The sequence below is a fragment of the Micromonospora sp. NPDC049240 genome, assembly GCF_040647835.1.
Taxonomy (GTDB): Bacteria; Actinomycetota; Actinomycetes; order Mycobacteriales; family Micromonosporaceae; genus Micromonospora.
This window is the reverse complement of the sequence record NZ_JBEZCX010000016.1, coordinates 130,882-157,339: the sequence shown is the minus strand read 5'-3', so window position 1 is coordinate 157,339 and position 26,458 is coordinate 130,882. Positions and strand designations below refer to the sequence as shown.

The 26,458-nt window shown below is 72.0% G+C and carries 20 protein-coding genes; 3 read left to right on the top strand and 17 right to left on the bottom strand.

The window, feature by feature from the left end; genetic code table 11:
* The first annotated feature begins 33 nt into the window (after positions 1-33).
* The gene (locus AB0B02_RS24220; RefSeq protein ID WP_281940845.1) at positions 34-645 is read left to right on the top strand and encodes a response regulator transcription factor; all 612 of its coding nucleotides are present in this window, start codon (positions 34-36) and stop codon (positions 643-645) included.
* Here the strand turns inward: AB0B02_RS24220 and AB0B02_RS24215 are convergent.
* From AB0B02_RS24215 to lanKC, 6 genes are all read right to left on the bottom strand, one after another.
* Entirely contained in the window at positions 541-2,355 is a 1,815-nt protein-coding gene (locus tag AB0B02_RS24215; protein ID WP_357303722.1) for an ABC transporter ATP-binding protein, read from the bottom strand. The two genes, AB0B02_RS24220 and AB0B02_RS24215, sit on opposite strands and share 105 nt — an antisense overlap.
* Complete coding sequence (locus AB0B02_RS24210) at positions 2,352-4,019, bottom strand: ABC transporter ATP-binding protein (protein ID WP_357303719.1); 1,668 nt, start codon at positions 4,017-4,019, stop codon at positions 2,352-2,354. The genes AB0B02_RS24215 and AB0B02_RS24210 overlap by 4 nt, the downstream gene beginning before the upstream one ends.
* Before the next feature lie 64 nt (positions 4,020-4,083).
* Positions 4,084-4,203 (bottom strand): SapB/AmfS family lanthipeptide, encoded by a 120-nt coding sequence (locus AB0B02_RS24205; RefSeq protein ID WP_091302793.1) that lies wholly within the window; start codon positions 4,201-4,203, stop codon positions 4,084-4,086.
* 41 nt (positions 4,204-4,244) lie between these two features.
* Positions 4,245-4,364 carry a SapB/AmfS family lanthipeptide gene (locus tag AB0B02_RS24200; RefSeq protein WP_091302793.1) on the bottom strand — a complete coding sequence of 40 codons (120 nt, stop codon included), beginning with the start codon at positions 4,362-4,364 and terminating at the stop codon, positions 4,245-4,247.
* Positions 4,365-4,405: 41 nt separating this feature from the next.
* A complete protein-coding gene (locus AB0B02_RS24195) occupies positions 4,406-4,525 on the bottom strand; it encodes a SapB/AmfS family lanthipeptide (RefSeq protein ID WP_281940840.1) in 120 nt (39 codons plus the stop codon).
* A gap of 75 nt (positions 4,526-4,600) precedes the next feature.
* Entirely contained in the window at positions 4,601-7,150 is a 2,550-nt protein-coding gene (lanKC, locus tag AB0B02_RS24190; RefSeq protein WP_357303714.1) for a class III lanthionine synthetase LanKC, read from the bottom strand.
* Positions 7,151-7,457: 307 nt separating this feature from the next.
* On the opposite strand from lanKC, the gene AB0B02_RS24185 reads away from it, so the two are divergent.
* On the top strand, positions 7,458-8,060 hold the full coding sequence (locus AB0B02_RS24185; protein WP_357303711.1) for a hypothetical protein: 603 nt from the start codon (positions 7,458-7,460) through the stop codon (positions 8,058-8,060).
* Between the two features lie 51 nt (positions 8,061-8,111).
* Here the strand turns inward: AB0B02_RS24185 and AB0B02_RS24180 are convergent, their stop codons facing one another.
* From AB0B02_RS24180 to AB0B02_RS24170, 3 genes are all read right to left on the bottom strand, one after another.
* Positions 8,112-9,284, bottom strand: coding sequence for a helix-turn-helix domain-containing protein (locus AB0B02_RS24180; RefSeq protein WP_357303708.1), 1,173 nt, complete (start codon positions 9,282-9,284; stop codon positions 8,112-8,114).
* Complete coding sequence (locus AB0B02_RS24175; RefSeq protein ID WP_281940831.1) at positions 9,274-9,438, bottom strand: hypothetical protein; 165 nt, start codon at positions 9,436-9,438, stop codon at positions 9,274-9,276. The genes AB0B02_RS24180 and AB0B02_RS24175 overlap by 11 nt, the downstream gene beginning before the upstream one ends.
* 135 nt (positions 9,439-9,573) lie before the next feature.
* Positions 9,574-10,722, bottom strand: coding sequence for a helix-turn-helix transcriptional regulator (locus AB0B02_RS24170; protein ID WP_281942652.1), 1,149 nt, complete (start codon positions 10,720-10,722; stop codon positions 9,574-9,576).
* Positions 10,723-11,319: 597 nt separating this feature from the next.
* On the opposite strand from AB0B02_RS24170, the gene AB0B02_RS24165 reads away from it, so the two are divergent.
* Positions 11,320-11,859 (top strand): hypothetical protein, encoded by a 540-nt coding sequence (locus AB0B02_RS24165; RefSeq protein WP_281940829.1) that lies wholly within the window; start codon positions 11,320-11,322, stop codon positions 11,857-11,859.
* Between the two features lie 88 nt (positions 11,860-11,947).
* Here the strand turns inward: AB0B02_RS24165 and AB0B02_RS24160 are convergent, their stop codons facing one another.
* From AB0B02_RS24160 to AB0B02_RS24125, 8 genes are all read right to left on the bottom strand, one after another.
* Complete coding sequence (locus tag AB0B02_RS24160; protein WP_281940826.1) at positions 11,948-12,385, bottom strand: VOC family protein; 438 nt, start codon at positions 12,383-12,385, stop codon at positions 11,948-11,950.
* 73 nt (positions 12,386-12,458) lie between these two features.
* Positions 12,459-13,874: a DNRLRE domain-containing protein gene (locus tag AB0B02_RS24155; protein ID WP_357303703.1), complete on the bottom strand. Its 1,416-nt coding sequence runs from the start codon at positions 13,872-13,874 to the stop codon at positions 12,459-12,461.
* Positions 13,875-14,014: 140 nt separating this feature from the next.
* On the bottom strand, positions 14,015-18,301 hold the full coding sequence (locus AB0B02_RS24150) for a discoidin domain-containing protein (protein WP_357303700.1): 4,287 nt from the start codon (positions 18,299-18,301) through the stop codon (positions 14,015-14,017).
* Positions 18,302-18,399: 98 nt separating this feature from the next.
* A complete protein-coding gene (locus AB0B02_RS24145; RefSeq protein ID WP_281940819.1) occupies positions 18,400-21,285 on the bottom strand; it encodes a discoidin domain-containing protein in 2,886 nt (961 codons plus the stop codon).
* Between the two features lie 156 nt (positions 21,286-21,441).
* On the bottom strand, positions 21,442-23,067 hold the full coding sequence (locus AB0B02_RS24140) for an alpha-amylase family glycosyl hydrolase (protein WP_357303696.1): 1,626 nt from the start codon (positions 23,065-23,067) through the stop codon (positions 21,442-21,444).
* Between the two features lie 58 nt (positions 23,068-23,125).
* The gene (locus tag AB0B02_RS24135) at positions 23,126-24,013 is read right to left on the bottom strand and encodes a carbohydrate ABC transporter permease (RefSeq protein WP_357303692.1); all 888 of its coding nucleotides are present in this window, start codon (positions 24,011-24,013) and stop codon (positions 23,126-23,128) included.
* A 3-nt stretch (positions 24,014-24,016) separates the two neighbouring features.
* Positions 24,017-24,976, bottom strand: coding sequence for a sugar ABC transporter permease (locus tag AB0B02_RS24130; protein WP_281940814.1), 960 nt, complete (start codon positions 24,974-24,976; stop codon positions 24,017-24,019).
* A 57-nt stretch (positions 24,977-25,033) separates the two neighbouring features.
* Positions 25,034-26,410, bottom strand: coding sequence for a sugar ABC transporter substrate-binding protein (locus AB0B02_RS24125; RefSeq protein ID WP_357303689.1), 1,377 nt, complete (start codon positions 26,408-26,410; stop codon positions 25,034-25,036).
* Positions 26,411-26,458: the final 48 nt, after the last annotated feature.

Here is a 26,458-nt window from a genome sequence, read left to right as displayed (position 1 = left end):
TCAGGAAGACGGGGGTCATGGCAGGGAGACGACATGGTCCGCACGCTGCTCGCGCTCAAGGGACGGCTGGTCCGGGGCGCGCTCGCCCACCTGCTGACCGCCCAGGGCGACATCGACGTGGTCGCTGAGGCGGACACTCCCCACGCCGTCCGGGCCGCGCTGCTCGGCGAACGCCCCGACGTCACGGTGGTCGACGTCGACGTCGTACCGGTGAACCAGCTCGCCCGGCTCGCCGCCGCGGCCGACGGCAGCCACGGCGGCCGGCTGCTGGTGCTGGTGGACCAGCGGCGGGCCGGGCGGCTGCGCGCGATGCTCGCCGAGCATCGCGGGTGGATCGGTTTCCTCAACCACGACGTGCCGCCCGAACGGATCGCCGAGGGGGTCCGGCAGATCGCCGACGGTCAGGTCGTGCTCGACCCGGACCTGGTCGTCGCCGCGCTCGAGGTGGCCGACAATCCGTTGACCCCCCGGGAGCGGGAGGTGCTGGACGTGGTAGCCGAGGGCCTGCCGGTCCGCGAGGTCGCCCAGAAGCTGGGCGTCTCACCGGGCACGGTCCGCAACCACCTCTCCCACATCATGGCCAAGACGGGCGCCCGGACCCGCTGGGAAGCGGTGCGGACCGCCCGGGAGTCCTGCTGGATCTGACCGGTCGCCGCCGCCCTCCCAGTAACCCACCATCTCCCGGTACGCCGCCGAACCGGCCAGCAGCCCGTGGTGACTGTCCAGGTGGGCCTGCCCGCCGTCGAGCAGCAGCACGCGCCGGGCCCGCACCGCCGAGCTGATCCGGTGCGCGATCACCACGAGGGTGCCGGGCCGGGCGGCGAACGCCATTTCCAGGCGCGCCTCGGTGGCCGGGTCCAGGTGGCAGGTCGCCTCGTCGAGGATGAGCAACGGCGCCGGCGACAGCCAGGCCCGCAGCAGCGCCACCTGCTGGCGCTCCCCGGCGGAGAGCCCCGCCGGCCGCAGCGTCGCGTCGAGGCCACCGAGCCGGGCCACCAGCTCGGCCAGGCCCAGCCGGTCCGCCGCCCGGCGGATCGTCGCGTCGTCCAGGTCGGGCCGCAGGTAGCGGACGTTGTCCCGGACCGTGCCGGTGAACACGTACGCCTCCTGCGGGATCAGCACCCGGCGGGCGGCCAGCTCGGCCGGCGTCGCCACGCCGGTCGGCATGCCCGCGACGCGGACCGTGCCCGAGTCGGGGCGCAGCACGCCGGCCATCAGCCCCGCCAGCGTGGACTTGCCGATCCCGCTCGCGCCGACGATCGCCAGGTGGTCGCCGGCCGGCACGGTCAGGTCGAAGCCGTCGAGCACCGGCGCGGCGTGCGGCCCGTACCGGAACGTCACCGCCCGCAGCGACAGCGCGGGCGCGGCCGGATCGGGCGGCGGCGCCACCGTCGCCACGCCGCTCTCCCCCGGGGGTACGCAGGTGCGCAGCAGCCGGTCGAGGGTGACCACGAAGCGCAGGCCGCCGGCCGCCACCCCCTGGAACAGCGTGTGCAGCGCCGGCTGGATGCCGTGCACGACGTAGACCAGCGCGCCGAGCAGCGCGCCCGCCCCGAGGCCGCGCCCGAGCAGCCACGGCGCGGCCAGCAGCAGCACCGGCACCGGCAGCCACCCGCCGACGGCCAGACTCAGGCTGCGCGCGGCGGCCATGGTCGCCAGCCGCCGCTCCACCCGCGCCTGCGCGTCGACGTGCCCACCGAGCCAGCCGACGACCCGGTCCCCGGTGCCGCTGACCAGGACGTCACGATGGCCGCTCACGGCGACCACCGCGTCCCGGCCGAGCCGCTCACCGGCCCGGACGTAGTCGCGTTGCCGGGCCACCATCGCCGGCAACGCCGCGACGAAGAGCAGCAGGCCGGCGAGGACCGGCACGGTCACCAGCAGCGCGACCGGGACCGCCAGGGAACAGAGGCCGACCACGGCCGCGCCGGCGGCGAACACGAAGCCCCGGACCACCATCAGCAGGCCGGCCCAGGTGTCCCGGACCATCTCCACCTGGTGGGTCAGCCGGGTCACCGCCGCGTCGTCGACCCGTCCGTCGCTCGCGCCGGCCAGCGTGCCCGCAACGACCCGCCGCAGCAGGTCGTCCCGGAACGGCTCCACCACGTCGCCCAGCAGCCCGTACGCCTGCCGGGTGCCGAGCGCGCCGACCAGCACCGCGAGCGCCAGCAGGCCCAGCCAGAGCAGCCCGACACCGGGCCGGCCGGCCAGGAAGCCGCCGTCCACGGCCCGGGCGGTCAGCAGGCCGCTCAACGCCGCCGGCAGCGCCTCGGCCAGCGACCAGCCGGCCAGCCGCAGCAGCGGACGGCGTCGCGTGGACAGCTCCGCGCGGACCACCGCGCCGACGGTGGTCACGACCGGAACACCGCCCGGTACGCCGGGTCGTCCCACAACTCCCGGTGCGGGGCGACCGAGCGTACCCGGCCACCGTCCACCCAGGCCACCAGGTCGGCGCGGGCCGCGGTGCCGACCCGGTGGCTCACCACCACCCGGGTACGCCTGTCGTCGCGGCCGGTGAGCGTGTCCACCACCCGGTGCTCGGTCACCGTGTCCAGGCTGGACGTGGCGTCGTCCAGGATCAGCAGCCGTTCGGCGCGCAGCGCGCGGGCCAACCCGAGGCGCTGCCGCTCGCCGCCGGAGAGGGCGAGCCCGGCCAGCGGGGTGCGGTAACGCTCGGGCAGCCGCTGCACCACGTCGTCGACCTCGGCGGCGCGGGCCAGCGGCACCGGGTCGCCGCCGCAGCCGACCGCCGCGCCGACCGTGTCACCGACCAGCACCGGCCGCTCGAAACCGTAGCCGACCGCCCGGCCCAGCGCCGTCGGCGTCAACTCCGGCAGCGGCACGCCGTCCAGGCGTACCTCGCCGGCGTCCGGATCACGCAGCCGGCCCGCGACGGCCGCGAGCAGCGACTTGCCGGCGCCGGACGGCCCGACGACGGCGAGGAGCGTGCCGCCGGGCACCCGCAGGTCGACCCGGTCGAGCAGCGGACGCCCGGCGTCGTCGCGGACCTCCACGCCGCTCAGCTCCAGCCGGCCCGACCCGGGCGGCAGGTCCCGGCCGCCGGGCGGGCGGGGCGGCTCGTCGAGGATCTCGGCGGCCCGGCCGCAGCCGGCACGGACCCGCACGGCGGTGTTGACGGCGGCGATCGCGGCGCCCAGTCCGGCGCCGATCGTGGCGTACTGGAGGGCGGCCAGCAGTTCCCCGGGCGTCAGCCGACCGGCGGACAGGGACCAGCCGCCGACGGCGACGACCGCCAGTTGCAGCAGCGGGTTCAGCAGGGCGCCCCGGGCCGCCGCGCCGGCGAGCACCCGCCAGGTACGCAGGCCGTAGCGGCGCAGCTCGGGCAGCGGCGCGAGCACCCGCTCGACCTCGTGCCCGGCGGTGCCGGCGGCGGTGATCGTCCGTGCCCCGGCGAGCGCCTCGACCAGTCGTCCGGCCAGGTCGCCCTGGGCCCGCTGGTAGCCGGCGACCGCGCCGGACGCCTCGCTGACGAACCGCCGCAGCAGCACGGCCAGGAGCACCAGCCCGACCACGAACGTCAGGCCGAGCCAGGGATCGAGCAGGGTGAGCGCGACCAGGCTGCCCAGCGGTGGCAGCAGCACGCTGCCGGCCAGCACGGCCGTCGGGGCGGCCTGCCCGGCGTCGGCGACCTGCCCCACCAGCCGGCCGACCAGGTCACCCACCGGCCGGCGGCCCACGGTGCGCGGATCGAGCGCGAACAGGTGGCGGATCAGGGCGTGCCGCAGCGCGGCGACCGAGCGGGCGCCGGCCGCGCCGGTGCCGTAGTCGTGGGCCGCCCGCGCGCCGATCAGCACCAGCACCAGGGCGACGACCACCGCGAGCCACCGGCCGGGCGGGGACTGCGGCGCGGCGTCGACGGCGGCGTCCACCGCCCGACCCAGCACGGCGGGAAGCGCGAGCTGGGCCGCCGCCTCCGTGACGGCGAGCACCGCCAGCACCGGCGTCCACCAGCCGGCGAACGCCACGGCGCGCAACGCGAGCCGGTCGGCGGGGGTCATCGGGCCTCCCACGGGCGCGGGCCCCGGACCGGCGTGAGCCGGCCCGGGGCCAAGCGACTGATCGTCAGTGGCAGGTGGTGACGCTCAGCGAGCTGTCGCCGCAGAGCAGCAGGCTGGCCTGGCTGCCACCACCAGTACGCTCGGCGGCCGGCAGTTCCATCCCCTGGAGGTCGAGCAGAGCCATGTCGCTTCCTCTTTCTCTCGTGACGTCGATGATCGGGTAGGTCAGTGGCAGGTGGTGACGCTCAGCGAGCTGTCACCGCAGAGCAGCAGGCTGGCCTGGCTGCCACCACCGGTACGCTCGGCGGCCGGCAGTTCCATCCCCTGGAGGTCGAGCAGAGCCATGTCGCTTCCTCTTTCTCTCGTGACGTCGATGGTCGGATGGGTCACTTGCAGGTGGTGACGCTCAGCGAGCTGTCGCCGCAGAGCAGCAGGCTGGCGTTGCTGCCACCGCCGGTACGCTCGGCGGCCGGCAGCTCCATCCCCTGGAGGTCGAGCAGAGCCATGTCAATTCACCTCATTCCACGTCTCGGGTGGTGGCTTCGGGTCACCCCGGGGGAACCGGGGGGTTCGGTGGCCGTTCAGTCCGCGCCCGCGACGCGCGTCGCGCCGGGCAGCGGGGTCAGGAACGGCAGGTGGAGCGCGTCGTCCGGCCGGGTGGCGGTGAGCGCGGCGAGCACGCCGGCGGTGCCGGTGGCCAGGTCCATGGAGAGTCGCAGCAGTTGGTCGCCGGGGAACGCGGTCCGGTCCCGGTACGGCAACGCGTGCCAGCCGAGCAGCCGGGCCTGCTCCCGGGCCGCGTCCCGCTCCCCCCGCTCGGCGAGGTACGCGACGATCCCGGCGCGGCCGGCGAAGAGCCCGGACTGCGCGTAGAACGGGAAGTCGGCGCAGCGGCGGATCGCGGTGGCCTGGTCGCGCAGCTCGTCGTCGGGCCGGTGCCGCAGATAGTGATCGAGCACCAGCCCGATGCCGACACTGCCCTCGGCCAGGTAGGGCATGGTCCGCCACCCCTCGTTGACCTCCAGGTGCCCGGCGTCGCGGCGGACGCAGCGGCGGAGATCCTGGCGCAGCGCGGTGCCCGCGTGGTCGAGCAGCTCGGCGTCGCCGTGCCGCTCGTACATCCGCAGCAGCATCAACGCCACGCCGGCCCCGCCCCGGGCCAGCCCGGCGTACGGGTGCCGCCCGCCGCTGATCTCGGCGACCGAGTCGACGTCGCCGAGCCGGCCGACCACCACGTCGACGGCCTGCCGGGCCGCGTCGGCGTAGCGCCGCTCGCCGGTGAGCGCGCCGAAGTGGGCGAGGTTGAGCGCGACGCCGGACAGCCCGCCGGTCAGGTCGTCGCGCAGTTCGGTCCAGGGCTGGTCGAGGCAGAGGTCGAGCAGGCGCAGCGCCTCGTCCCGGTGGCCGAGCAGGTCCAGCACGTACGCGATGCCGTGCAGCCCGTCGTAGAAGCCGAGCCGGCTGCCGGAGGCGGGGTGGCGGACCCGGTCGATCAGCCACCGTTCGTGCGCCGGGTCGGTGCCGGCGCCGCTGACGTGCAGCGCCCAGAGCACCCCGGCCGCGCCGTACGCGAGGTTGAGGCCGCCGTCGGCGCCGGCGAACTGGCGGATGTCGCCGGGGAAGAGCCGGTCGTCGCGCTCCGGGGTGGCGCTGGCGGTGATCGCCTCGGCGAGCCGGTCGCGCAGACCGGGCCAGTCGTCCGGGTCGATCGTGACCGCGCGGCGCAGGTCCGTCGGTCGGCCGCCCCCGATCACGTCGACCGACTCGTCCAGCAGCTCGCGCGGCACCGGGAAGTTCTCGGCGATCACGTCGGCCAGGTGCGCCGCCTTGGCCGGAGCCAGCCGCAGCATCGCGGTCAGCGGCAGGAACAGGGCGAGCCGCAGGCAGGCCAACGCGTACCTGTCGACGTCGACGCCGGTGCGGTCGCGGGGCGCGGCGAACGCCTGGTTGCGCAGCGCGGGCCGGGTCGCCTCGGCGACGTCGGCGGCGACCTCGAAGTCGATGAGCGTCACCGCGCCGTCGTCGCCGACCATGATGTTGAACATGTGCAGGTCGCCGTAGACGACGCCGTGCGCGTGGATGGCGGCGACCGCCTCGGCGACCTGGCGGTGCACGTCGAGCGCCCAGCGGGTGTAGTCGGCCCGGTCGGCGTCGAGGTGCACCAGCGGGTACCGCTCGACCACCACCTGGTTGAGCGGCCGGCCCTCGACGTACGCCAGGGCGAGGAACTCGTGCCCGCCGAACTCGAACTCGTCGTGCACCCGCACCAGGTGCGGCACGTCGGCCAGCCGGCGCAGCGTCTGCGCCTCGCGGCGCAGCCGGGTGACCGCGTCGGTGCCGGTGGCGTCCAGTCCGGCGTGCGGCCGGGCCTCCTTGAGCACCACCCGCTGGTCGGTCCGCGTGTCGCGGGCCTCGTAGAGGCCGCCGCCGTTCGAGAAGTGGATCACCTTCTCGATCCGGTACGGCAGGTCGGTGGTGCTGGCCGCGTTCCGGGCGGCCAGGTGCGGGGCGAGGAAGTCGGGCAGCGTCACCCACTCCGGCACGTGGAACACCGGGTCCCGCCGGTCCGGCACCAGCGTGCCGTCCGGGGTCTCGATCGCCGGCACGGTCTGCCCGTCGTCGGAGACGCAGTAGCGGGCCGCGAAGCCGCCGTAGCGCAGGTGCACCGGGCCGTCGCCGTAGCGCAGGTCGCTGAGGATGTACGGCCCGGTCTCGCCGTCGAGCAGGTCGGCGAGTTCCTTGGCGGTCAGCTCCAGCTCGGCGTCGTCACGCGGGTAGACGGTGACGAACTTCCCGCTGGCGCCGCGCCGGGCGTACTTGCTGTTGCGCATGAGCAGCAGCCGCGGGCCGCGCAGGTGCTTGAACGCGATGCCACGGGGTCGGCAGTAGTCCACCACCCGGGCCAGCACGCGCTCCGCGTTGTCGAGCCGCGCCGACACGTGGATCTTCCAGCCCTGCGCGGGGAGGGTCCCGCCGACCGGGCCGTGGATCAGCCAGTCGTCCTTGACCTCGCACTCCCAGCCCTCCGGCACCGGGCCGGTCGGGTAGGCGTCCGCGTCGGCCGTGGTGCCGGCCAGCGAGTCGTAGAAGAGCGGATCGACCGCGCAGTACGAGTCGTACCGTTCGTCCATTTCGGTTGCCTCCACCGGCTGATCGGTTGACGTCAATCCTGCGGATGGCGGAGGCGCGGGCCCAGTGCGACAAGTCACGACCCACCGATGAGTTTCACCCTGCGAAGTCGTGACAACAGCGGAGTTTGAACTCACGAATGCCGCGTGACCAGTCCCTGCGCGGCCCGCTTTCGTCGATCTTGGACTTGTGGTGCCACGGTTTGCCGGTTTCGCTCCTTATCGGAGGTGCCACAACTCCAAGATCGATGAACGGCTACTGTCCTACCCCAACAACGGCGCCGCACCGAGCGCCGTACGCTCCACGGACGTGACCGCGATGTCGAACACCACCAGAAGACCGTCCCGAGCGTTCGGCGCTGTCGCGCTGCTGGCCACGCTGTTCCTGGCCGCCGGCTGCGCTTCGGAGCCCGCCACGCCACGGACACCGGCGGCCCCGTCGTCACCCGCGCAGCCCGTCCGCAAGCTCCGGATGCCGGACACGCTGCTCGGCCTGCCGAAGAGCATGAGCCGCGTGGCCACCGGCGCGGCCAAGCAACACCTCGACACGTTGAAGCGGGACGTCGCACCCGTGACCAGCGCCGTCGGCTGGGCGTACGGCAACGACGACCCGGACGCCGACATGGTCTACATCACCGGCGTCTCCGGCACCGTCACCGACGGGCCCGGGCTGATCGACCGTTCCCTCCAGCCGTACCGCATCGAGTCACCCAAACCGGTCGAACCAGGGGAACTTGGCGGCACGGCCCGATGTGGCCAGGGACGCTCCGGCGACGGAAGCCATCTCGTCGTCTGCGCCTGGGCCGACGACCAGACCCTGGGCATCGTCGCCTTCGTCTCGTCCCGACCACAGGGCGACCGGACGGCCCAGTTCCACGAGGTGCGCAGCGCCATGACGGAAACGGCCGCGTGACGCCCGGGTAGGCATCGCAGGGAACCACGGTGGTCGGGCTCCCGGACGGGCTCAGCGCATGTCAAGACCGTGCGCGAGTGGTGCGATCACCGGCACCGCATCCGGGTGACAGGCGACCCGCGCGGCCAGGTCGCGCGCCATGGGGCGGTGGCGGATTTCGGCCGGCGCGAGGCGCTCCGCTTGGGCCAGGGCCTTCGCCGCGCGCTCGGCGTCACCCACCATGAGGTACGCCCGCGCGGCGTCCACCAGATGCGCGGCGCGATGCTCCAGCGGCAGCCACCGCCACCCCTCCCCCGCGATCGCCGCCTCGTGCCGGGCCACCGCCTCGGCACCATCGCCCCGCTCCACGGCGGCGACCACCCGCGCCACGTCCACCGCGGCCGGCCCGAACGCGGTCCGACAATGGTCGTGCCCGTCGCCCACCCGGGCGGCCATCTCCGCCGCCTCGTCCAACAGGTCACCGGCGGCACGCCCGTCGCCGGCCCGCGCCGCCGTCAACGCCGCCTGCGCCAGCAGCGTCCCGCACAGCGACAGCTCCTGCGGCGTACCCGAATCGCTGTCGCGCGGCACGACCCGGTACGCGGCGGCCAACAGCACCGACCGCGCCCGCGCCGACGCCCATAGCACCGGCCCGAGCTGCACCGCCGCGCAGGCCAACAGGACCCGGTCCCCCGCCGCTGCCGCCATCGCCCGGTCGGCGGCCAGCCACGCGAGACTGGCCTCGTCCAGCTTGGTCAGCAACGCCGCCGCCACCCGGTACGCGTCCACCACCGCCGTCCGCCCCGCCTGCGGATTCCGCGCCTGCCCGCGCTGAACGTCGGTGAGCAACGCCGGGAGCTGCTCCATGAGCTGCGGATAGCGGGCGTGCCGATAGGTGTCCCAGGCGTGCGCCACGGCCTGAGCCAACCGGTCCGGCGACGTGTCCGGGCCGGCCGTCATCCCGTACGTGGACAGGGCCGCCCGGATGCGCGCCACACCCTCGCCGCGCTCGGCCACCTCGGCCGGCCGGACGTCGTGGCCGAGCAGCGTCGCCGCGTCGACCCGCAGCACCGCCGCGATCTCCCGGATCGTCGACACCCGTTCCAGCGAACGTACGCCGCGCTCCACCTTGTCGACCCAGCTCTTCGACTTGCCCAGCCGGTCGGCGAACGTCTGCTGGGAGAGCTTGCGGCGCACCCGCAGGTAGGCGACGCGTCGGCCGATCGGCACCCGCTCACCGGTCACGACGCCACCGCCGATCCGGCACCGCGCGGGTGGTGTCCTCGACGGGTGTTCGGTCCGCCTCGGCCTGCGCGATGATCCGCTGCCGAGCGGCCTCCTGCTCGGCGGCTTCCGCCTGCTCGCCTCGGCTGTCTCCCTGATCACGTCGGTTGCCCATCGGTGGTCCCTTCGATGAGGGCACGGCGATGGGCTCGCCACCGTCGCGCCGGAAGGAGACGCGAGCGGATCACCGCATCCCTGTGATCGGGACGCTACGGAATGTGTGCGGATCGACTGGAACGCCTACGCACCACTACTGCGTCGTGAGGCTCATTCGTTCACAGAGGCCCCGCAGCTCGGGTGATGCTGCTCCCCTGCGCAGCAACGACCGCGCCGTCTCGCGGGCGGCGACCGACGAGCGAGCGTGCTGCGGGCCGACGCGCTCGGCCGCGAGCAGCATCCGCACCGCCTCACGATCCCGGCCGACCGCCTCGGCAGCACGTCCCATGTCGAGCCAGAAGTACACCTGCCGCACCGGCGGCAGGCCGGTCAGGTCCACTCCGGTCGCCGTCGCCATGGCCGCCTCCGGGCGGCCCGTGTCGAGCAGGAACGCCATTCGCCACAGCGCCACGTTCCGTGGCCCCCAGGCGAGGTCCCAACTGTCCGTCTCCCCGGTGCGCGCGGCGATCAGCCCCGCCTCGACGAGATGGTCCTGCGCGCCGGCGGGGTCACGTAGGCCGGCGAGGTGCAGTGCCCGCGCGAGGTGCAGGAACCCCAGCACATCCAGCGCCCCCTGCGCCGCACTGCCCGCGAGGTCGGCCGCCGCCGCGTCGCACCATGCCCGCGCCGGTCGGTACGCCCCCGAGTAGGCGGACACCCGCGCCCGGTTGGCCGCCGCCACGCCGACCGCGACCGGGTCGTCGAGCAGCCCGGCGGCTTCGGCACACCGCTCCGCCGCCAGCCAGGCATGTGCCGGATAGCTCACGTTGAGCAGTGCGCCCATCGCGACGCCGTACAGCGGGACCATCTCCGTCAACGCGGCCCGGCGATCGGCCAGACCGTGCATGGCCGGCACCAGATCGACGAGCCGCCGCAGCGCGCCCGCGTAGTCGCACCGTCCGTACAGGTCCCGCACAAGGGCTGCCTCACGGCGCACCTGCTCGACCACGGCCGTGGTGTCGGAGCGTACGCCCATGGGATTGTCCATCATGGCCCGCCACAGGCGCTCGGCGTCGATGCGCGCGGCGTCGAGCTGCCGGTCGGCCGGCGTGTACGCCTGCCCGGTCAGGTCGACCGCCGAACATTCGAGCGCGGCGGCCAGATCCACGATCATGTAGCGGTCGGTGCGCTGCTGACCCCGCTCGATCCGGGACCAGGACGTGTGCGAGATGCCGGCGCGGCTGGCCGCGTACCGGATGCTCCACCCGCGCAGCTCGCGGCGGGCTCGGATGCGGTCACCGATCGACGGATCGGCGGGGATCGGACGACGAGGCATCAGCGGCGCTCCCACACGACAAGCGACCATGCCACAACTTGGTGGCGGGCTGGCAACAGTGGACGGTACACCGAATGCGCCGACAAGGGTCACATCCACGCAGTGGTGTGGAGCCGCGAGTCTGTGCCCGTGGAGGGAACCGATGTCGTCGCCGGGTGAAGCTGACGTCTTCGTCGAGGCTAAGGCGGTCGCGATCAGGTTTTCGGAGCGTCGTGGAGGATGGTTACGGCGTGGAACAGCAGGTCACTTAACCCGAATTATCCCGCCAGCCCAGGCAATCATCATCCTCCGTCGCACGCCCGGTGCAACCAACACTATAGGACCAAAAAGAACTCCGCCGAATGGCTTCTTCTGGCCGGCTGAACAACGGTCAGCATTTGATAGCGGGCTTTGGACCAGCAAAGATGTGGGTCGATCATCGGCGAGCCGGATAGGACGGTGTTCTCGCCGCGGCCGTACCGATCAGAATCTATTGCTTTTTCGAAAATGGCGGCGATAGCCTACGTCTCCGATCACGCGCCACGGGGGTCGATTTTTCTCGGGCGTCCACCGACAGGAGATGACGTGCTCAAACGCTTTGCAACCGTCGGAATCGCCCTGCTGGCCTGCCTCACGGCCACCGGCGCGGTAACAATGCCGGCGCACGCCTCGGAACCCGACTGTTCTCTCAACTGCGACGGCGGGGGTGGGGGCGGGACCGGCGATCCGGGCCCCGGCACGCCGCCGCCTCCGTCCTCACCGGCGTACAACCTGCAGGGCGTCATCGAACGAGAGAGCGTCGGCCACGAGGGAGCCTGGCCGTTCCGCGTCGGCGGCGTCAAGGTCCGTGCCTACTCGCGGCTTGCCACCTGGAGCAACGACCGGGTGGACGCCAACTACATCAACGTCCGGTGCTCCGCCACCGTACTCAGCTACTCCACCAACGACTATGACTCGGAGAACAACGGCGCGCTCGTCGACGTGACCTTCTGGTCGCCGACCGTCCCGGTCAGTGGGGTCCCCGCCCAGTCCCGGACGGTCACCGTGAACTGCACCCACCACGCCGAGAAGAACGGTGTCAACTACGACACCACAAGCACCGCCCAGTTCGTCATCCCCGAGTGATCCTCCGGGGTGGCCCGGTCCGGACCGGGCCACCCCGCCGTGCTCGGCAACTCCCCGCCGACCTCGCCCGCTACCACGCACGAGGTCGTCAGAGGACGTCGAACTCGTTGCCCTCCGGGTCGGCCATCGTCACGTGGTCAGGCGTACCGTCCGGTTCGTCCACCCGGAGCACCACCCCGCCCGCCGCCACCAGCTTGTCGACCACCGCCTGGACCCGCGGCCAGCGCACCTCCAACGGTTCCTGCCGGCCGCCGCCGACCTGGATGTCGACGTGCATGCGGTTCTTGACCACCTTCTGCTCCGGCACCCGCAGGAACGACACGCGGGGCCGAACGCCGCCCGGGTCCGCGATGACGGCGGCGTCGTCCCACTCGTCCTCGGGAACCCTGACATGAATCAGCCACGCCTCCCAGGTGTCGAACCCTTGCGGAGGTGAGGCCGGGACGTACCCCAGCGCCAGGCACCAGAACGCAGCCAGTTCGCGCGGACGTGCGCAGTCGACGGTCAACGACCATTGTTCGGACATCGCCACTCTGTAGGGCCGCTGAGTCCCGGTGGAGGCCGGCCAGCCGCTGGTTCGTGAACATGGCTGCCCGGGTTCAGTGGCAGGTGCCGCTGCCGCCGTCGGTGAAGGTCTGTCCGGTGACCGGCAGGAAACGCCAGTCGTATCCGCCGTTGTAGAGGGTGAGCCGCAGGACGCCGTAGGTGGTGCCGTTGCGTACCTCGCTGTTGGGCACCACGGTGCCGAAGTTCGACTGGAGGGAGCGGCCACCGGTGCCCACCACGAACTCTCGGATGCCCCGGGCGGGGTCGGCGGTCCGGTCCGGTGACTGGGGGGCGAACCGTTCGTACTGGTGGGCGTGTCCGTTGAGCACGATCTCGGCGCCGGCGTCGTAGAGCGCCTGGAACAGCGGCAGCACGTTGGGCGCCTGCCGTTCCCCGGAGCTGAACAGGGGGTGGTGCCAGTAGGCCAGGGTGCAGCGGCTGGGGTGGGCGGCGAGGTCGGCGCGCAGCCACCGTTCCTGGGCGGAGCCCGCCTGGCAGCCACCCACCTTGGCGCAGTTGGAGTTCAGCACGACGATGTGCCAGTCGGAGGAACCGGCCAGGTCGTACGAGTAGTAGCCGAGTCCGGCGGGGCCCGCAGCCGCCCCGAAGTAGGCGAAGTAGGGGGCGGCGTTGGCGGTGAGGTACTCGTGGTTGCCCACCGCCGGACGGGTACGGGCCTTGTGCCGTCCCCAGGTCGGCTGGTAGCAGTTGGCGAACTCGGCGGTGGTGCCGGACTCGTAGACCGAGTCGCCGAGCGTGGCCACCGTGCCCGGTTGGCGGTCCAGGATCTGCGCGGTCTCCTCGTCCCGGTTGGTGGTGCAGCCCGCGATGTCCCCGGCGGCCAGCAGGATGTTGTCGGGGCTGGGGGGCACGCCGGTGTCGACCGCGAGCCGCGGCCAGTTCTCGGCGCTCTCCCGGGCGTCGTAGTAGGCGCCGTCCGGGTCGCTGGAGGAGATGGCGAAACTGACCACCATGTTGTTGGTCACCGCGACGGTCACGTCGGTCTCGTACCAGCGGTCGGGCTTGACGATGCCGAACTTCGACAACGGCGCACCGATCGTGGGCGGGCGGTTGGCGTAGGTCAACGTCGTCTCGACCCAGTTCGCGCCGGTGCGCTCGATCGTGCCGCCGGTGAGGCTGCCCGCGTAGCTCGCGCTGCTGGTGTGCATCACCAGCCGGGCGTGCACCACCGGTGCGGTCAGACCGGTGACCGTGAAGCTCACGTACGAGATCCGGGCCGGACCCGCGGCCACCGCCAGCCGCGGCGACGTGTCGTAGTTGGTGGTGGGCGCGGCGGCGTTGACGTAACTGTCGTTGGTGGCGGCGAAGACATGGGTCGTGATGGCGGCCTCGGCGGGCGAACCGATGGTCAGGAGAGCACCGACCATGACCGGGCTGAGGATCGCGGCGAGCAGGACGCGGGGGGTTCCGGTGGTCCGGGACGGAACGAGCCAGGTACGCAGGCGCATCCGTGGAGTACACCCGGACCGCCGTGAGCGGGACGTCACCACGTCGACCGGCCCCGGTGACGCTCGAGTGCGTCCCCGCTGGGCGTGTGAGAAGGGGCCCCTTCTCTGCCGGAGGCGTTAGGAAGGGGCCCCTCCTTACATCAGTTGCGGGTGATGGTGAATGTGGTGGTGGTGTTCTTGATGTCCTGGTAGTTGTCGGTCAGGCGGAGGTTGGTGAAGGTGGCTGCGCCGACGGCCGGGCCCTGGCCCGCCTCGGGCATCTCGTTGACCCAGATGCCGAAGCCGGACTTCGCGTCGAACGCGTCACCGCTGCGCCGCGCCCCGGAGATCGACACGTTGGTGAGCACCGTGTCGGTGATCGGGTTCTCTGGCTGGCTGCCGGTGTACTTCGTCTGGAACATGATCCCCGAGTACGTCGGGTCCACGATGTCCACGTCGCTCACCCGGATGCCCCGGAACTCCTTGGACGCGGAGAACAACCACATCGCCGGGAACGTCTGCGCGCCCCAGAAGTGCCCGCCGGAGCGGATCAGCGAGATGTTCTCGAACCGGGTGGGCGGGCTGGCACCGAACCCGACGAACGGGTAGCCGAAGTCCAGCGAGCTGATGGTGACGCCCGAGTACGTCAACTGGTCGGCGATGTAGAGGTTGCGGAAGATGTTGTCGTAGCCGCCGTACACGGCGAGGCCGGCGGCCCGCCAGGTCAGCGTGGCGGTCAGGTTCTCGAACACGTTGCCGTGGTTGCCGCCGGAACCGCCCTGGTCGGTGGCGGAGAACAACGCGAACGCGTCGTCGCCGTTGGACCGGCCCTCCGTGTTGGTGACAAGCGCGTTGGTGCTGCCGTTTGTCATGTTGACCCCGTCGGCGAACGTGTTGCGGAACCGGCTGTCCCGGATGGTCAGCCCGTCCACGCTCACCCCCCAGTACGCGCAGACGGTGTGCTCCACCCAGACGCTGTCCAACGTCAGGTTGTCGACGTCCTTCAGCTCGCCCCACACCTTGCCGGGTCCGTCGATCCGGTTGGTGTAGTTGCCGAAGAACGCCAGGTGGGCGAAGGTCGACCCGCTGGCCGAGGACTCGACCCGGAACCCGGCGTCGGTGTTCTGCTGGTTCGTCGGGGTCTGGAAGCGGGTGTACCACATGCCCGCGCCGACGACCTTCACCGCCTTGCCGTACACCTGGAGCTTCTGCGCCGTCTCGTAGGTGCCGGCGGGCAGGTAGACGCCGACAAGCGTGCCGGTGGTGTCCATCCGCACCGCGTCCAGCGCGTTCTGCACGTCCTGGTGGCTGAAGCCGGTGGGCACCTTGTACCGGGTCGGGTCCGGGTTGGCGCGCGGCGACACCAGCTCGGTGTTGACGAAGTCGATCGCGTACGTGGTGCTGTTCGCCGGGTCCTTCTGGAGCCGGATCCGGCTGCCCGCCGGGACGGTGGAGTTCAGCAGCACGTTCGCCTCGTCGTACAGGTGCCGGGGAGCGCCCGCGCTGGGCGAGTCGCTGGGAGCGGCCTCCGCGCCGTAGAGCCAGATGTGCTTCGAGGTGAGGCTGATCGGCTTGTGCAGCACCCCGTTGACGTAGACGTTGAGCGTCGAGTCGATCCCGCCGCCGCCGGACGCGTCCGGGATGGAGAAGCGGGTGACGAGCGCGTTCGCGGCCGACTTGGTGGTCCACTCGACGTACGCGCCGGTGGTGTTGAGCGTGACCGCGCGCCGGCCGGACGCCTCGCCGGCCAGGTCGCCGATGGTGCGGTTCGGGCCGATGACCTGCGCGCCGCCGCCGACCGAGCCGTCCTCGGCCTCGTACATGTCGTACGCCAGGTTCGCGCCCCGGCCGACGAACAGTGCCCGGTCACTTGTGTTGTTCTGCCGCTTCACCGGCAGCTCGTTGGCGTCGTCGGCGAGCACCACCCGGACCGTGTAGCGGCCGTTGGCGGCGGTCCAGGTGCCGAGCGACACCGGGCCGGCGGTGGCCCCGGCGGCGATCGTGCCGGAGTACGAGCCGGTCAGCGTGCGGACCACGGAACCGGAGTCGTTGAGCACTGTCAGCGTGATGCCGTGCGCGCCGCTCGCCGACGCGATCGTGCCCTGGTTGCGCAGCGTCACCGCGAAGCTGACCGTGGCGCCGGCGGCCGGCGTGCCGGGCGACCAGGTCACCGCCGAGGCCACCAGGTCGGAGCTGGCCACCGGGCTGACCGTCAACGCGGTCGGGTTGGTGTAGGAGTTGTTCGCCTCGTTCTGCTCGATCACCGTGTTCGACTCGTCGACCTTCGCGGTGAGCTGGTAGCTGCCGGCGTCGCGTGCGCCGATGGTGGCCGAGACGGTGGTGGACGCGCCGGCCGCGAGCGCGCCGACGGCGGCGGTGCCGACCTTCGTCGTACCCAGGTAGAGGTTGACGTTCGTGGCGGCGGACGCGGCGGTGCCGGCGTTGCGCACGGTGGCGGACAGCGTGATCGCGTCGGTCTCGACCGGCGCGGTGGGCGAGGCGGTCAGGGCGGTGACGGTGAGGTCCGGGTTGGCCGCCGGCACGCCGATGACCTGGAACTCCGCGACCTGGCCGTTGGACGAGCCGGAGTTCGCGGTGAACTGCAACCGGACGTCCGCGGCGGTCGCGGAGACCGGGACGGTCACCGTGTTGCTGGTGTTCGGGTTGAAGGAGTACGTCGCGGAGCCGACCAGGCTGGTGAACCCGGACGCGGACTGCTCCCGTCCGAGCACCTGGAACGTCTGGGTACGCGCGCCCCACGCCGGGTCCGGGTTGAGCTTCACCACCACCGCGCTGATGCTGGCGTTCGCGCCCAGCGCCACGGTCAGCGTGCTCGGGTACGCGCCCGGCGCGCCCTCCCAGTAGGTGATGACGTCGTTGTCGACCGCGTTGGCGGCGTTGAACACGTGCACCACCGACGACGCGGTGGCCGGCTTGCCGACGGCCAGGTTGGTGCCGCCGGTGGTGCTGCCGGTGCGGGTGACCGTGTTGCTGTTCGCGGACACGTTGCCGGCGGCGTCGCGGGCCCGTACCTGGTAGGAGACGGTGGCGCTGTCCGGCTGGCTGTCGGTGTACGTCAGCGTGGAGCCGCCGACGGTGGTCCGCAAACTGCCGTTGGCCCACACCTCGTAGCCGGTGACGCCGACGTTGTCGGTGGACGCGGTCCAGGTCAACCGGATCTGCCCGCTCGCCGGCTGGGTGTAGGCGAGGTTGCCGGGCGCGGTCGGCGCGGTGGTGTCCCCGGTGTTGCCGGTGCGGGTCACCGTGTTGCTGTTGGCGGACACGTTGCCGGCGGCGTCGCGGGCCCGCACGTAGTAGGCGACGGTGCTGCCGGCGGGCTGGGTGTCGGTGTAGGTCAGCGTGGTGCCGCCGACGCTGGTGCGCAGCACGCCGTTGGCGTAGATGTCGTAACCGGTGACGCCGACGTTGTCGGTGGACGCGGTCCAGGTCAGCCGGACCTGGTCGGTGGCCGGCTCGGTGAACGCCAGGCTGCCGGGCGCGCTGGGCGCCTGGGTGTCACCGGTCGCCGCGCCGTAGATCTCCAGCTCGGAGAGCTGCCCGGCGGGCCAGGCGCTGTTCGCGGTGAACAGCAGCCGCAGGTAGCGGGTGGACGCGGTGGGCACGGTGACGGTGACCGTGTTGCCGCCGGCCGGGTCGAACGCGTACGACGCGGACGCGACGAGCGTGCCGAACGTGGAGCCGTTGGTGCTGCCCTGCACGGTCAGCGTCTGGTTGCGCGCGCCCCAGCCGGTGGGCAGCCGCAGCACCAGCCGGTTGACGCTGGTGGTGGCGCCCAGGTCGGCCTGGATCCACTGCGGGAACGCGTTGTTCGGGCTCTCCCAGTAGGTGCCCGCGTTGCCGTCGTTGGCGTTGCCGGCCCCGTACACGTCGGAGTGGCCGCTCTCGGCCATCGTCTTGCCGAGCGCCAGGTTGGTCGAGGAGCTGGCGGTGCCGTAGACCTCCAGCTCGGCGAGTTGGGCGGCGGCCCAGCCGGTGTTCGCGGTGACGACGACGCGCAGGTAGCGGGCGTTGGTGGCGCTGAAGCCGAGCGACACCGCGTTACCGGCGGCCGGGCTGAACGAGCGGGCGGCGGACGCGACGACCGTGGTGAAGCCGCTGCCGTCGGCGCTGGCCTGCACGGACAGCGTCTGGTTGCGGGCCTCCCAGGCGGCGGGAAGCTTGAGCACCACCTGGTCGACGGCGCGGCTGGTGCCGAGGTCGACCTGGGCCCACTGGGGCAGCGCGCCGCTGCTCTCCCAGTAGCTGCCCTGGTTGCCGTCGGTGAGGTTGGCGGCCACGAACGAGCCGTTGACGCTGCTGGCGCTGGCGGGTCGGCCGGCGGCGAGGTTCGGGCCGCCGGCGGCCAGGGCCGGCGGGGCCGGCGCCGCGGTGACGGCCAGGCCGACCGCGGCGAGCACCGCGACCATTCTGGTACGGAGTCTGGACATGGTGAACGGACACCTTCTTCCCGGGGGAGGTGGAGAGGCGTTGACGGGGGTGGGGGTGTGGTGCGGCGGGGACCCGGGCGGGTCCCCGCCGCGCCGGGTCAGGAGGCGTAGACCTCGAACTCGGAGAGCTGGCCGGCCGGCCAGCCGGTGTTGCCGGTGAACGTCAGCCGCACGAAGCGGCGGTCACCGGAGGGCAGCGCGATCGACACGCTGTTGCCGGACGCCGGGTCGAACGTGTAACCGGCCGCCGACTTGAGCGTGGTGAACGACGAGCCGTCGGTGGAGCCGAGCACGGCCACCGTCTGGGTGCGGGTCTGCCAGGCCGCCGACGGCGGCAGCTTGAGCACCACCCGGGCCACCGGCCGGGCGCTGCCCAGGTCGACGGTCACCGACTGCGGGAACGCGCTGTTGGCGCTCTCCCAGTAGGTGTTGGCGTTGCCGTCGACCGTGTTGCCGGCGCCGTAGACGTCGGCGTGGCTGGTCTCCGCGACCGGCCGGCCGGCGGCCAGGTTGCCGGTCGGCGGCGCGGTGGTCGGCGGCGGGGTTGACGGCGGCGGGGTGGTGGTGGGCGGCGGGGTGGTCGTGCCGCCGCCGTACACCTCCAGCTCGGAGAGCTGGGCCGCCGGCCAGCCGGTGTTGCCGGTGACGGTGACCCGGACGTACCGGCGGGCGCCGGACGGCAGCGCGATCGAGACGCTGTTGCCGGCCGCCGGGTCGAACACCCGGCCCGCCGACGAGGCGAGCGTGCTGAACGAGGAGCCGTCGGTGGAGCCGAGCACGGACAGCGTCTCGGTGCGACGCTCCCAGCCGGCCGGGAGCTTGAGCACCACCCGGTCGACCGTGCGGGACGCGCCGAGGTCGACGGTCACCGACTGCGGGAACGCGTTGTTGGCGCTCTCCCAGTAGCTGCCCGCGTTGCCGTCGACCGCGTTGCCGGCCGCGTACGTCTGGTTGACGCTGGTGGCGGTCGCCGGCCGGCCCAGGGCCAGGTTCCCGCCGGTCGGCGGCGGCGTGGTCGGCGGCGCGGTGGTCGGCGGGGCCGTGGTCGGGGGCGCGGTGGTCGGGGGCACGCTGGTGGACGGCGGGCTGGACGGGCCGTTGCCCCACTGCGGCTGCGGCCACGGCCCGCAGTACGGGGTGGCCGTGTACCAGCCGGAGTTGCCGGTGCCCTGGGTGATCTGGAAGCCGCTGCCCACGCAGTTGTGCATCGGGTTGGCCTGGGCGATGTTGGTGGCCCGCACGTTGGTGAAGCTGACCTGGCTGGGCGCCTGCACCTGGAGCGCGTACGTGCCCGCGCCGTCGATCCGGACGTTGTTGAACGAGATGCCGCTGGTCTGCCCCTCGATCCAGTGCAGCGCCGCGTACGAGCTGTCGAGGATGTCGGTGTCGGTGACGTTGATGGCCGCGCCCTGGATCGGCTCGTTGAGCGCGGAGAACCAGATCGCGCCGACCCCGAACTGCCAGTTGTAGTCGGAGTTGCCGTTGCGGATCAGTGTGTTACGGGCGACCGTGATGGTGCCGGCCACCGCCGTCGACCCGGTCACCCCGGGATAGCGGTTCGCGACGTGGATGCCACCGCCGTTGGTCACCGAGTCGGCGGTCACGTTGTCGGCGATGGTGATGTCGCGCCCGCCGTAGGTGACCAGGTGGTTCGCCAGGATCGTCACGCCGATGGTGTTGTGGGTGAACGAGTTGCCGACGTTCGGCACGCTCTGCGCCCACATGGCCAGCGCGTCGTCGCCGGTGTTGCGGACGAACGTGTTGGTCACCGTGGAGTTGGTGACGCCCCAGTGGAAGTTCACCCCGTCCGCGGTCTGGTCCAGGATGCGGCTGTTGCGGATGGTGAAGTTGTCCATCGGCCCGTCCATCCAGGCGCCGACCTTGGTGTGCTGCAACCACAGGTTGTCCACCACCGAGTTCGACATCGCGCCGCCGAGCGCGTTGACCTGGTCGTCGTCGATCCGCTCGCGGATGTCGCCGATGATGGCGAAGTCCCGCAGCGTGACGTTGCGGCTCGGCCCGCCGGCCTCGTGCGAGCGGATCTCCCCGGAGTAGCCGCCGCCGGGCACGTACTTGCCGTAGATGCCGGCGGCGCGCTTGCGGTCGGTGGGGTGCCGGCCGCCGAGCACCGAGTACCACGGCCCGGCGCCGCGCAGCGTCACGCCGTCGACCACCACGTGGTCCCAGAGCGTGAACGTGCCGGACGGGATCCACACCGCCTTCCCCTGCGCCTTGCCGGCGTCCACCGCGGCCTGGAACTTCGCGGTGGAGTCGGTGGCGCCGGTCGGGTCCGCGCCGAAGTCGGTGACCACGTCCAGCACGCCGGACGGCTTGCTGATCGGCGCGGCGACCAGCTCGAAGTCGGCCAGGTCGATGGTGAACGTGGGTGACTGCGCGGTCGAGGAGACCTGGAGGCGGATCTTCGTGCCGGCCGGGTAGGTGGTGCCGAACATCGCCCGGGTCTCATCGTAGAAGTGGTGCGGGTTGGTGTCGCCCGGGTTGTTGTTGAACGGGTAGCCGCCGTAGTACCAGCCGTACCGGGAGGTGACCGGCACGGCCTTGACCAGCGTGCCGTTGGCGCGCAGGTCGATGGCGGCGTCCCGGCCGGTGCCGGCGGCGTTGTCCGGCAGGCTGTAGCGGAACGTGACCGCGTTCGCCGGGGCGGCGAGCGTGAACTCGACGTACTCCCCGACCGCGTCGAGCGTGACCGCCTCCCGGCCGGACGCCTCGGACGGCAGCGTGCCGTAGCGTCGGTCGGGGCCGATCTTCGTGCCGTTGTGCGCGGCCTGTTCCGCCTCCTGCTCCCGGAACGGGACGGTGGCGCCGCGGCCGGCGATGTCGAACGGGGACAGCCCGGCGGCCTGCGCCGGGGTGGCGGTGGAGGTCAACGCCACGACGGTCAGTGTCGAGGCGGCGAGCGCGGCGGCGGCCAGGGCCGCCAGCCCGGTGGTGCGGTGGCGGTGCGCGGTGCGGTGCTCGGCCATGCGGGGTGTGCTCCCTTTCGTCGGTGGCCAGGTCCCCCGTTGCGGCGGTGCGGTTCCTTCCTCCCCAGGTGTTCCTGCGGCAGCCGGGACGGGCCGCCGGTGTGGTGCGGCGCGGTGACGCCGACGGCGGGACGGAGCCGCCGGCGCCACCGCGGTTCAGCGCGATCCGGTACGCAGCCAGACCGCGGTGTCCGGTGGCAGCCGGTCGTCGTCGAGTGGGCCGCTGGCCAGCAGCAACCGGTCGTGCGCGGGCAGCGGCACGGCCTCGCGGCCCAGGTTGACCAGGCAGGCGAAGTCCGGTTCGCGGGCAAACGCGAGGACCCCGTCAGGGGCGGGCAGCCAGCGCAACGCGCCGTCGCCGAGCGCCGGTTCGGCCCGGCGCGCGGCCAGCGCCGCCCGGTACAGCTCCAGCATCGAGTGCGGGTCGCCGGCCTGGGCGCGGGCGGTACGGTCCTTCCAGTCCGCCGGCTGCGGCAGCCACGGCGCGGCGGTGGCGTCGTCGGGGCTGAACCCGAACGGCGGCGTGTCGCCCTGCCAGGGCAGCGGCACCCGGCAGCCGTCACGGCCCGGGTCGACCCGTCCGGAGCGTTCCCACATCGGGTCCTGCCGCAGTTCGTACGGGATGTCCTCGACCTCCCAGAGCCCCAGCTCCTCGCCCTGGTAGACGTAGGCGGCACCGGGCAGCGCGAGACTGAGCAGCGCGGCGGCGCGGGCCCGCCGGGTGCCGAGTTCCAGGTCGGTGGGGATGCCCTCACGCTTGGCGGCGAAGCTGAACGTGGTGTCCGCCCGGCCGTAGCGGGTGACGTGCCGGGTGACGTCGTGGTTGGACAGCACCCAGGTGGCCGGCGCGCCGACCGGCGCGTGTGCGGCCAGCGTGCCGTCGATGCTGTCCCGCATCGCGGCGGCGTCCCAGGCGCAGCCGAGGAAGTCGAAGTTGAACGCGGTGTGCAGCTCGTCGGGGCGCAGGTAGTTCGCGAACCGCTGCCGGTCCGGCAGCCACACCTCACCGACCAGCGCCCGCTCGCCCGGGTAGCTGTCGGCGATCCGCCGCCAGGCGCGGTAGACGTCGTGCACGCCGTCCTGGTCGCGGAACGGGTGCGGCCGGTCCGGGTGGACCTCGGGCAGCGTGCCGTCCTTGACCAGCAGGCCGGCCGAGTCGATGCGGATGCCGTCCACGCCCCGGTCGAACCAGAACCGCAGGACGTCCTCGAACTCGGCGCGCACCCGGGGATGGTCCCAGTTGAAGTCCGGTTGCTGCGGCGCGAACAGGTGCAGGTACCAGTCGCCGGGCGAGCCGTCCGGGTCGGTGGTGCGGGTCCAGGTCGGGCCGCCGAACTCGCCGGTCCAGTCGGTCGGCGGCCGGGAGCCGTCCGGGCCCCGGCCGGCCCGGAACCAGAACAGGTCCCGTTCCGGCGCGTCCGGGCCGCCGGCCAGCGCCGCCTGGAACCACGGGTGCGCGTCCGAGCAGTGGTTCGGCACCACGTCGACGATGGTCCGGATGCTCCGCTCGTGCGCCTCGGTGATCAGCGCCTCGACCTCGCCGAGCGTGCCGAAGACCGGGTCGATGTCGCGGTAGTCGGACACGTCGTAGCCGGCGTCGGCCATCGGTGACGGGTACCAGGGGCTGAACCAGATCGCGTCGATGCCGAGCGCGGCGAGGTGGTCCAGGCGGGACCGGATGCCGGCGACGTCACCGATCCCGTCGCCGTTGCCGTCGGCGAAGCTACGCGGATAGACCTGGTAGATCACCGCGGAGCGCCACCACGGGCTAGTGTCGACCATGGACACGGTCACCTGCTTTCTGCGGGTCGGTTCTGATGCGACGGGCGGCGGTGCCCGGTCAGCCCTTGAGTCCGCCGGTGGTCAGGCCGGACATGATGTTCCGTTGGAAGATCAGGAACAGCACGACGGTCGGGATCGCGGCGATCACCGACGCGGCGATCACCACGTTCATCGGTGTGCCGCCGGCGAAGGCGTAGATGCCGACGCTGACCGTGCGCGTCTCCGGCGACGGCATGACCAGCTTCGGCCAGAGGAAGTCCTTCCAGACCGCGGTCACCGCGAAGATCGCGACCACGCCGAGGATCGGACGGGACATCGGCAGCACGATCGACCAGAGCGTGCGCAGCGGCGACGCGCCGTCCATCACGGCGGCCGACATCAGGTCCTCCGGGATCGAGTCGAAGAACCGCTTGAGCAGGAAGATGTTGAACGCGTTGGCGACCAGCGGGAGCCAGATCGCGAACGGTGAGTCGAGCAGGTTGACGTGCACGATCGGCAGGTCGATCACGGTCACGTACTGGGGGACGATCAGCACCATCGCCGGGATCATCAGGGTCGCCAGCATCAGGCCGAGGATCAGGCCACCCAGCACCGGGCGCAGCTTCGACAACGCGTACGCGGCGGCGGTGTCGAACACGAGCTGGAACAGCACCGCGCCGGTGGCGTAGTAGAACGTGTTGAACAGCAGTTTCGCCAGGTCGAGGTTGGTCCACGCGTCGATGTAGTTCTGCGGCTGGGGATCGCGGGGGAACAGTGACGGCGGCGTCTGCGCGATCTCCTGGCCCGACTTCAGCGCGCCGGTGACCATCCAGTAGAGCGGGCCGAGGAAGACCAACGTGAACACCGCCACCACGACGGCGAGCACGGCCCAGTAGAGGACCCGGCCACGTCCGCGCCGCAGTTGGGCCGGGGAGATGAGGGTACGGGTGGTGGAGTCGACTGCCATGTCCTAGTCCTGCCTCGCGGTCAGTCGCACGTAGACGGCGGAGAACCCGGCCAGCACCACCAGCATGATCACGCCGAGCGCGGCGGCGCCGTTGAGGTCGTTCTGGAAGAAGCCGTGCTGATAGATCAGGTACGCCACCGACGTCGCCGAGTCCTGGGTGCCGGCCCCGTTGGCGAGGATCAGCGGCTCGATGAAGAGCTGCATGGTGGCCACGATCTGGAGCATCGCCAGCAGCGCCAGGATCAGCCGGGTCTGCGGGATCGTCACGTGCACGATCCGCCGCCACACGCCCGCGCCGTCGATCTCGGCGGCCTCGTACAGCTCGCCGGGGATGTTCTGCAACGCGGCCAGGTAGATCAGCACCGCGCCGCCCATGTTCATCCAGGTCGACGCCAGCACCATGGCCGGCATCGTCATGGTCGGCGACTGCATCCACTCCGAGGTGGGCAGCCCCAGCGCGGTGAGGACCGCGTTGAACAGTCCCGCCTCGCTCGGGTCGTACGCGTAGAACTTGAACAGGAACAACGCGGACGCCGGCGGCAGCATCACCGGCAGGTAGACCAGCACCCGCAGGTAGCCCTTCGCGTGGCGCAGCTCGTTGAGCAGGATCGCCACGAAGAACGGCACCGCGTAGCCGAGCACGAGCGCGAGGCCGGTGAAGACGAACGTGTTCTTCCAGGCGGTCCAGAAGCTCGGGTCGGCGATGATCCGGGTGTAGTTGTCCCAGCCGACCCAGGTGGTCTCGCCGCGCCGGGTGCGCTGGAAGCTCATCACCACGCCACGGACCATCGGGTACCAGGAGAAGACGGCGAAGCAGGCGACCGCGCCGATGAGGAACGTGTGCCCGGTCAGGTTGTCCCGTACCTTCCGGCCGAGCCCGGCGCGGCGCGCGGCGGTCTGCCGCGGCGGCGGTGCGGGACGGCCGGGCCGGCGGGTGGCACCCGGGGCGGTGGTGAGCGCCAAGGCAACTCCTGCGGTAGTGGGTGGGGGCCGGTGCGGCCGGCCCCCACCCCGGTCGGGTCAGCTACCGGCGGCGAGGAGCTGGTTGACCTTGTCCTCGGCGGTCTTGAGCAGGGCGTCGATGTTCGCGTTCGGGTTGGTCAGCACCCCGGACATCGCGGCGTCGAGCACCGCGTAGATGGCCTGGGCGTTGCGCGGCTCCCCCTTGATCGGCACCGGGTTCGCCTCGAAGGCCGTGAAGTTGGTGGTGTCCACGTTGGCGTTGGCCTTGCGGAGGTCCAGTTCCTGCTTCTGCGCGTCGCTGCCGTTGGTGAACAGCAGCGGCTGGGGCAGGCCCACCGGGTAGTTCTGCGGCTTGGCCCGGACGTAGTCGAACTGGCCCTTGCCGGGCGTGAGCTTCTGGTAGGCGATCCACTTCAGACCGGCCTTGACCTGCTCCGGGCTCAGGCCCTTCTTGAAGAAGTAGCCCTCGCCGCCGCCGAGCGTCGCCTTGGCCGGCCCGTCCTGGCCGGGCAGCGGGCCCATCGCCCAGTCCTGGTACTTGCCCTGGAACTGGCTGACGATCGCCTGGGTGGCGTCCGGCGCGCCGATGAACATGCCGACCTTGCCGGCCCCGGCGTTGGTGAGCAGGTCACCCCACTGGAGAAGCTGCCGGCTGCCCATGCTGTTGTCGCCGTAGCGCATGTCCTTGAGGTTCTGCAGGACCTGCTTGCCCGTCGGGTTGTTGAAGTCGGCCTTCTTGCCGTCGGCGGACAGCACCTGACCGCCCTGCGAGTAGAGCAGCGAGGTGAAGTGCCAGCCGCCGGTGTTGCCGGCGCTGTACTCCGAGTACCCCGCGACGCCGCCGCCGAGCGCGGAGATCTTCTTGGCCGCGGTCCGCACCTCCGGCCACGTCTTCGGCGGGTTGGCCGCGTCGAGCCCGGCGCGCTGGAACAGCGCCTTGTTGTAGATCAGGCCCATCGAGTAGTTCTTCACCGGGACGCCGTAGAGCTTGCCGCCGTCGGTGAAGACCTCCTTGAGCGCCGGGTCCACGCTGTCCCAGGTCGGGATCGTGTCCTTGGTCGCGTACTCGGTGATGTCCATCGCCTGGCCGGAGTCCAGCACCTGCTGGAGGTCGGTCATGTAGCCGTAGAAGACGTCGGTGACGGTGCCGCCGGCGAGGCGGGCGGTGAAGTCCGGCGGGTTGTTGCACTGCTCGCCGACGCTGACGCTCTTGACCACGATGTTCGGGTTCTGCCGCTGGAACTCGGCGACGTCGTCGTTCCAGTTCTTCAGCAGTTCCTTCTGCGCGCCGACCGGCTGGCAGTCGACCGTGATGGTGACCTTGCCGCCGGCGTCGGCGGAGTCGTCGCTCTTGGTGGAGCACGCCGCGAGGCTGAGCCCGAGGCCGGCCGCGAGCGCCGCCGCCGCGACCTTCCGATATTGCGGTACGGACATCTGTCCATCCCTTCGGGAACGGTTATATCGATGACCTGCACTGGTGTG

Bases quoted from the DNA above. Each gene is read 5' to 3' on its own strand.
- AB0B02_RS24200 (WP_091302793.1), bottom strand. From the start codon at position 4,364: ATGGCTCTGCTCGACCTCCAGGGGATGGAACTGCCGGCCGCCGAGCGT.
- AB0B02_RS24140 (WP_357303696.1), bottom strand. From the start codon at position 23,067: ATGGTCGACACTAGCCCGTGGTGGCGCTCCGCGGTGATCTACCAGGTC.
- AB0B02_RS24145 (WP_281940819.1), bottom strand. From the start codon at position 21,285: ATGGCCGAGCACCGCACCGCGCACCGCCACCGCACCACCGGGCTGGCG.
- AB0B02_RS24125 (WP_357303689.1), bottom strand. From the start codon at position 26,410: ATGTCCGTACCGCAATATCGGAAGGTCGCGGCGGCGGCGCTCGCGGCC.
- AB0B02_RS24135 (WP_357303692.1), bottom strand. From the start codon at position 24,013: ATGGCAGTCGACTCCACCACCCGTACCCTCATCTCCCCGGCCCAACTG.
- AB0B02_RS24155 (WP_357303703.1), bottom strand. From the start codon at position 13,874: ATGCGCCTGCGTACCTGGCTCGTTCCGTCCCGGACCACCGGAACCCCC.
- AB0B02_RS24205 (WP_091302793.1), bottom strand. From the start codon at position 4,203: ATGGCTCTGCTCGACCTCCAGGGGATGGAACTGCCGGCCGCCGAGCGT.
- AB0B02_RS24220 (WP_281940845.1), top strand. From the start codon at position 34: ATGGTCCGCACGCTGCTCGCGCTCAAGGGACGGCTGGTCCGGGGCGCG.
- AB0B02_RS24160 (WP_281940826.1), bottom strand. From the start codon at position 12,385: ATGTCCGAACAATGGTCGTTGACCGTCGACTGCGCACGTCCGCGCGAA.
- AB0B02_RS24150 (WP_357303700.1), bottom strand. From the start codon at position 18,301: ATGTCCAGACTCCGTACCAGAATGGTCGCGGTGCTCGCCGCGGTCGGC.
- AB0B02_RS24175 (WP_281940831.1), bottom strand. From the start codon at position 9,438: ATGGGCAACCGACGTGATCAGGGAGACAGCCGAGGCGAGCAGGCGGAA.
- AB0B02_RS24210 (WP_357303719.1), bottom strand. From the start codon at position 4,019: ATGACCCCCGCCGACCGGCTCGCGTTGCGCGCCGTGGCGTTCGCCGGC.
- lanKC (WP_357303714.1), bottom strand. From the start codon at position 7,150: ATGGACGAACGGTACGACTCGTACTGCGCGGTCGATCCGCTCTTCTAC.
- AB0B02_RS24195 (WP_281940840.1), bottom strand. From the start codon at position 4,525: ATGGCTCTGCTCGACCTCCAGGGGATGGAGCTGCCGGCCGCCGAGCGT.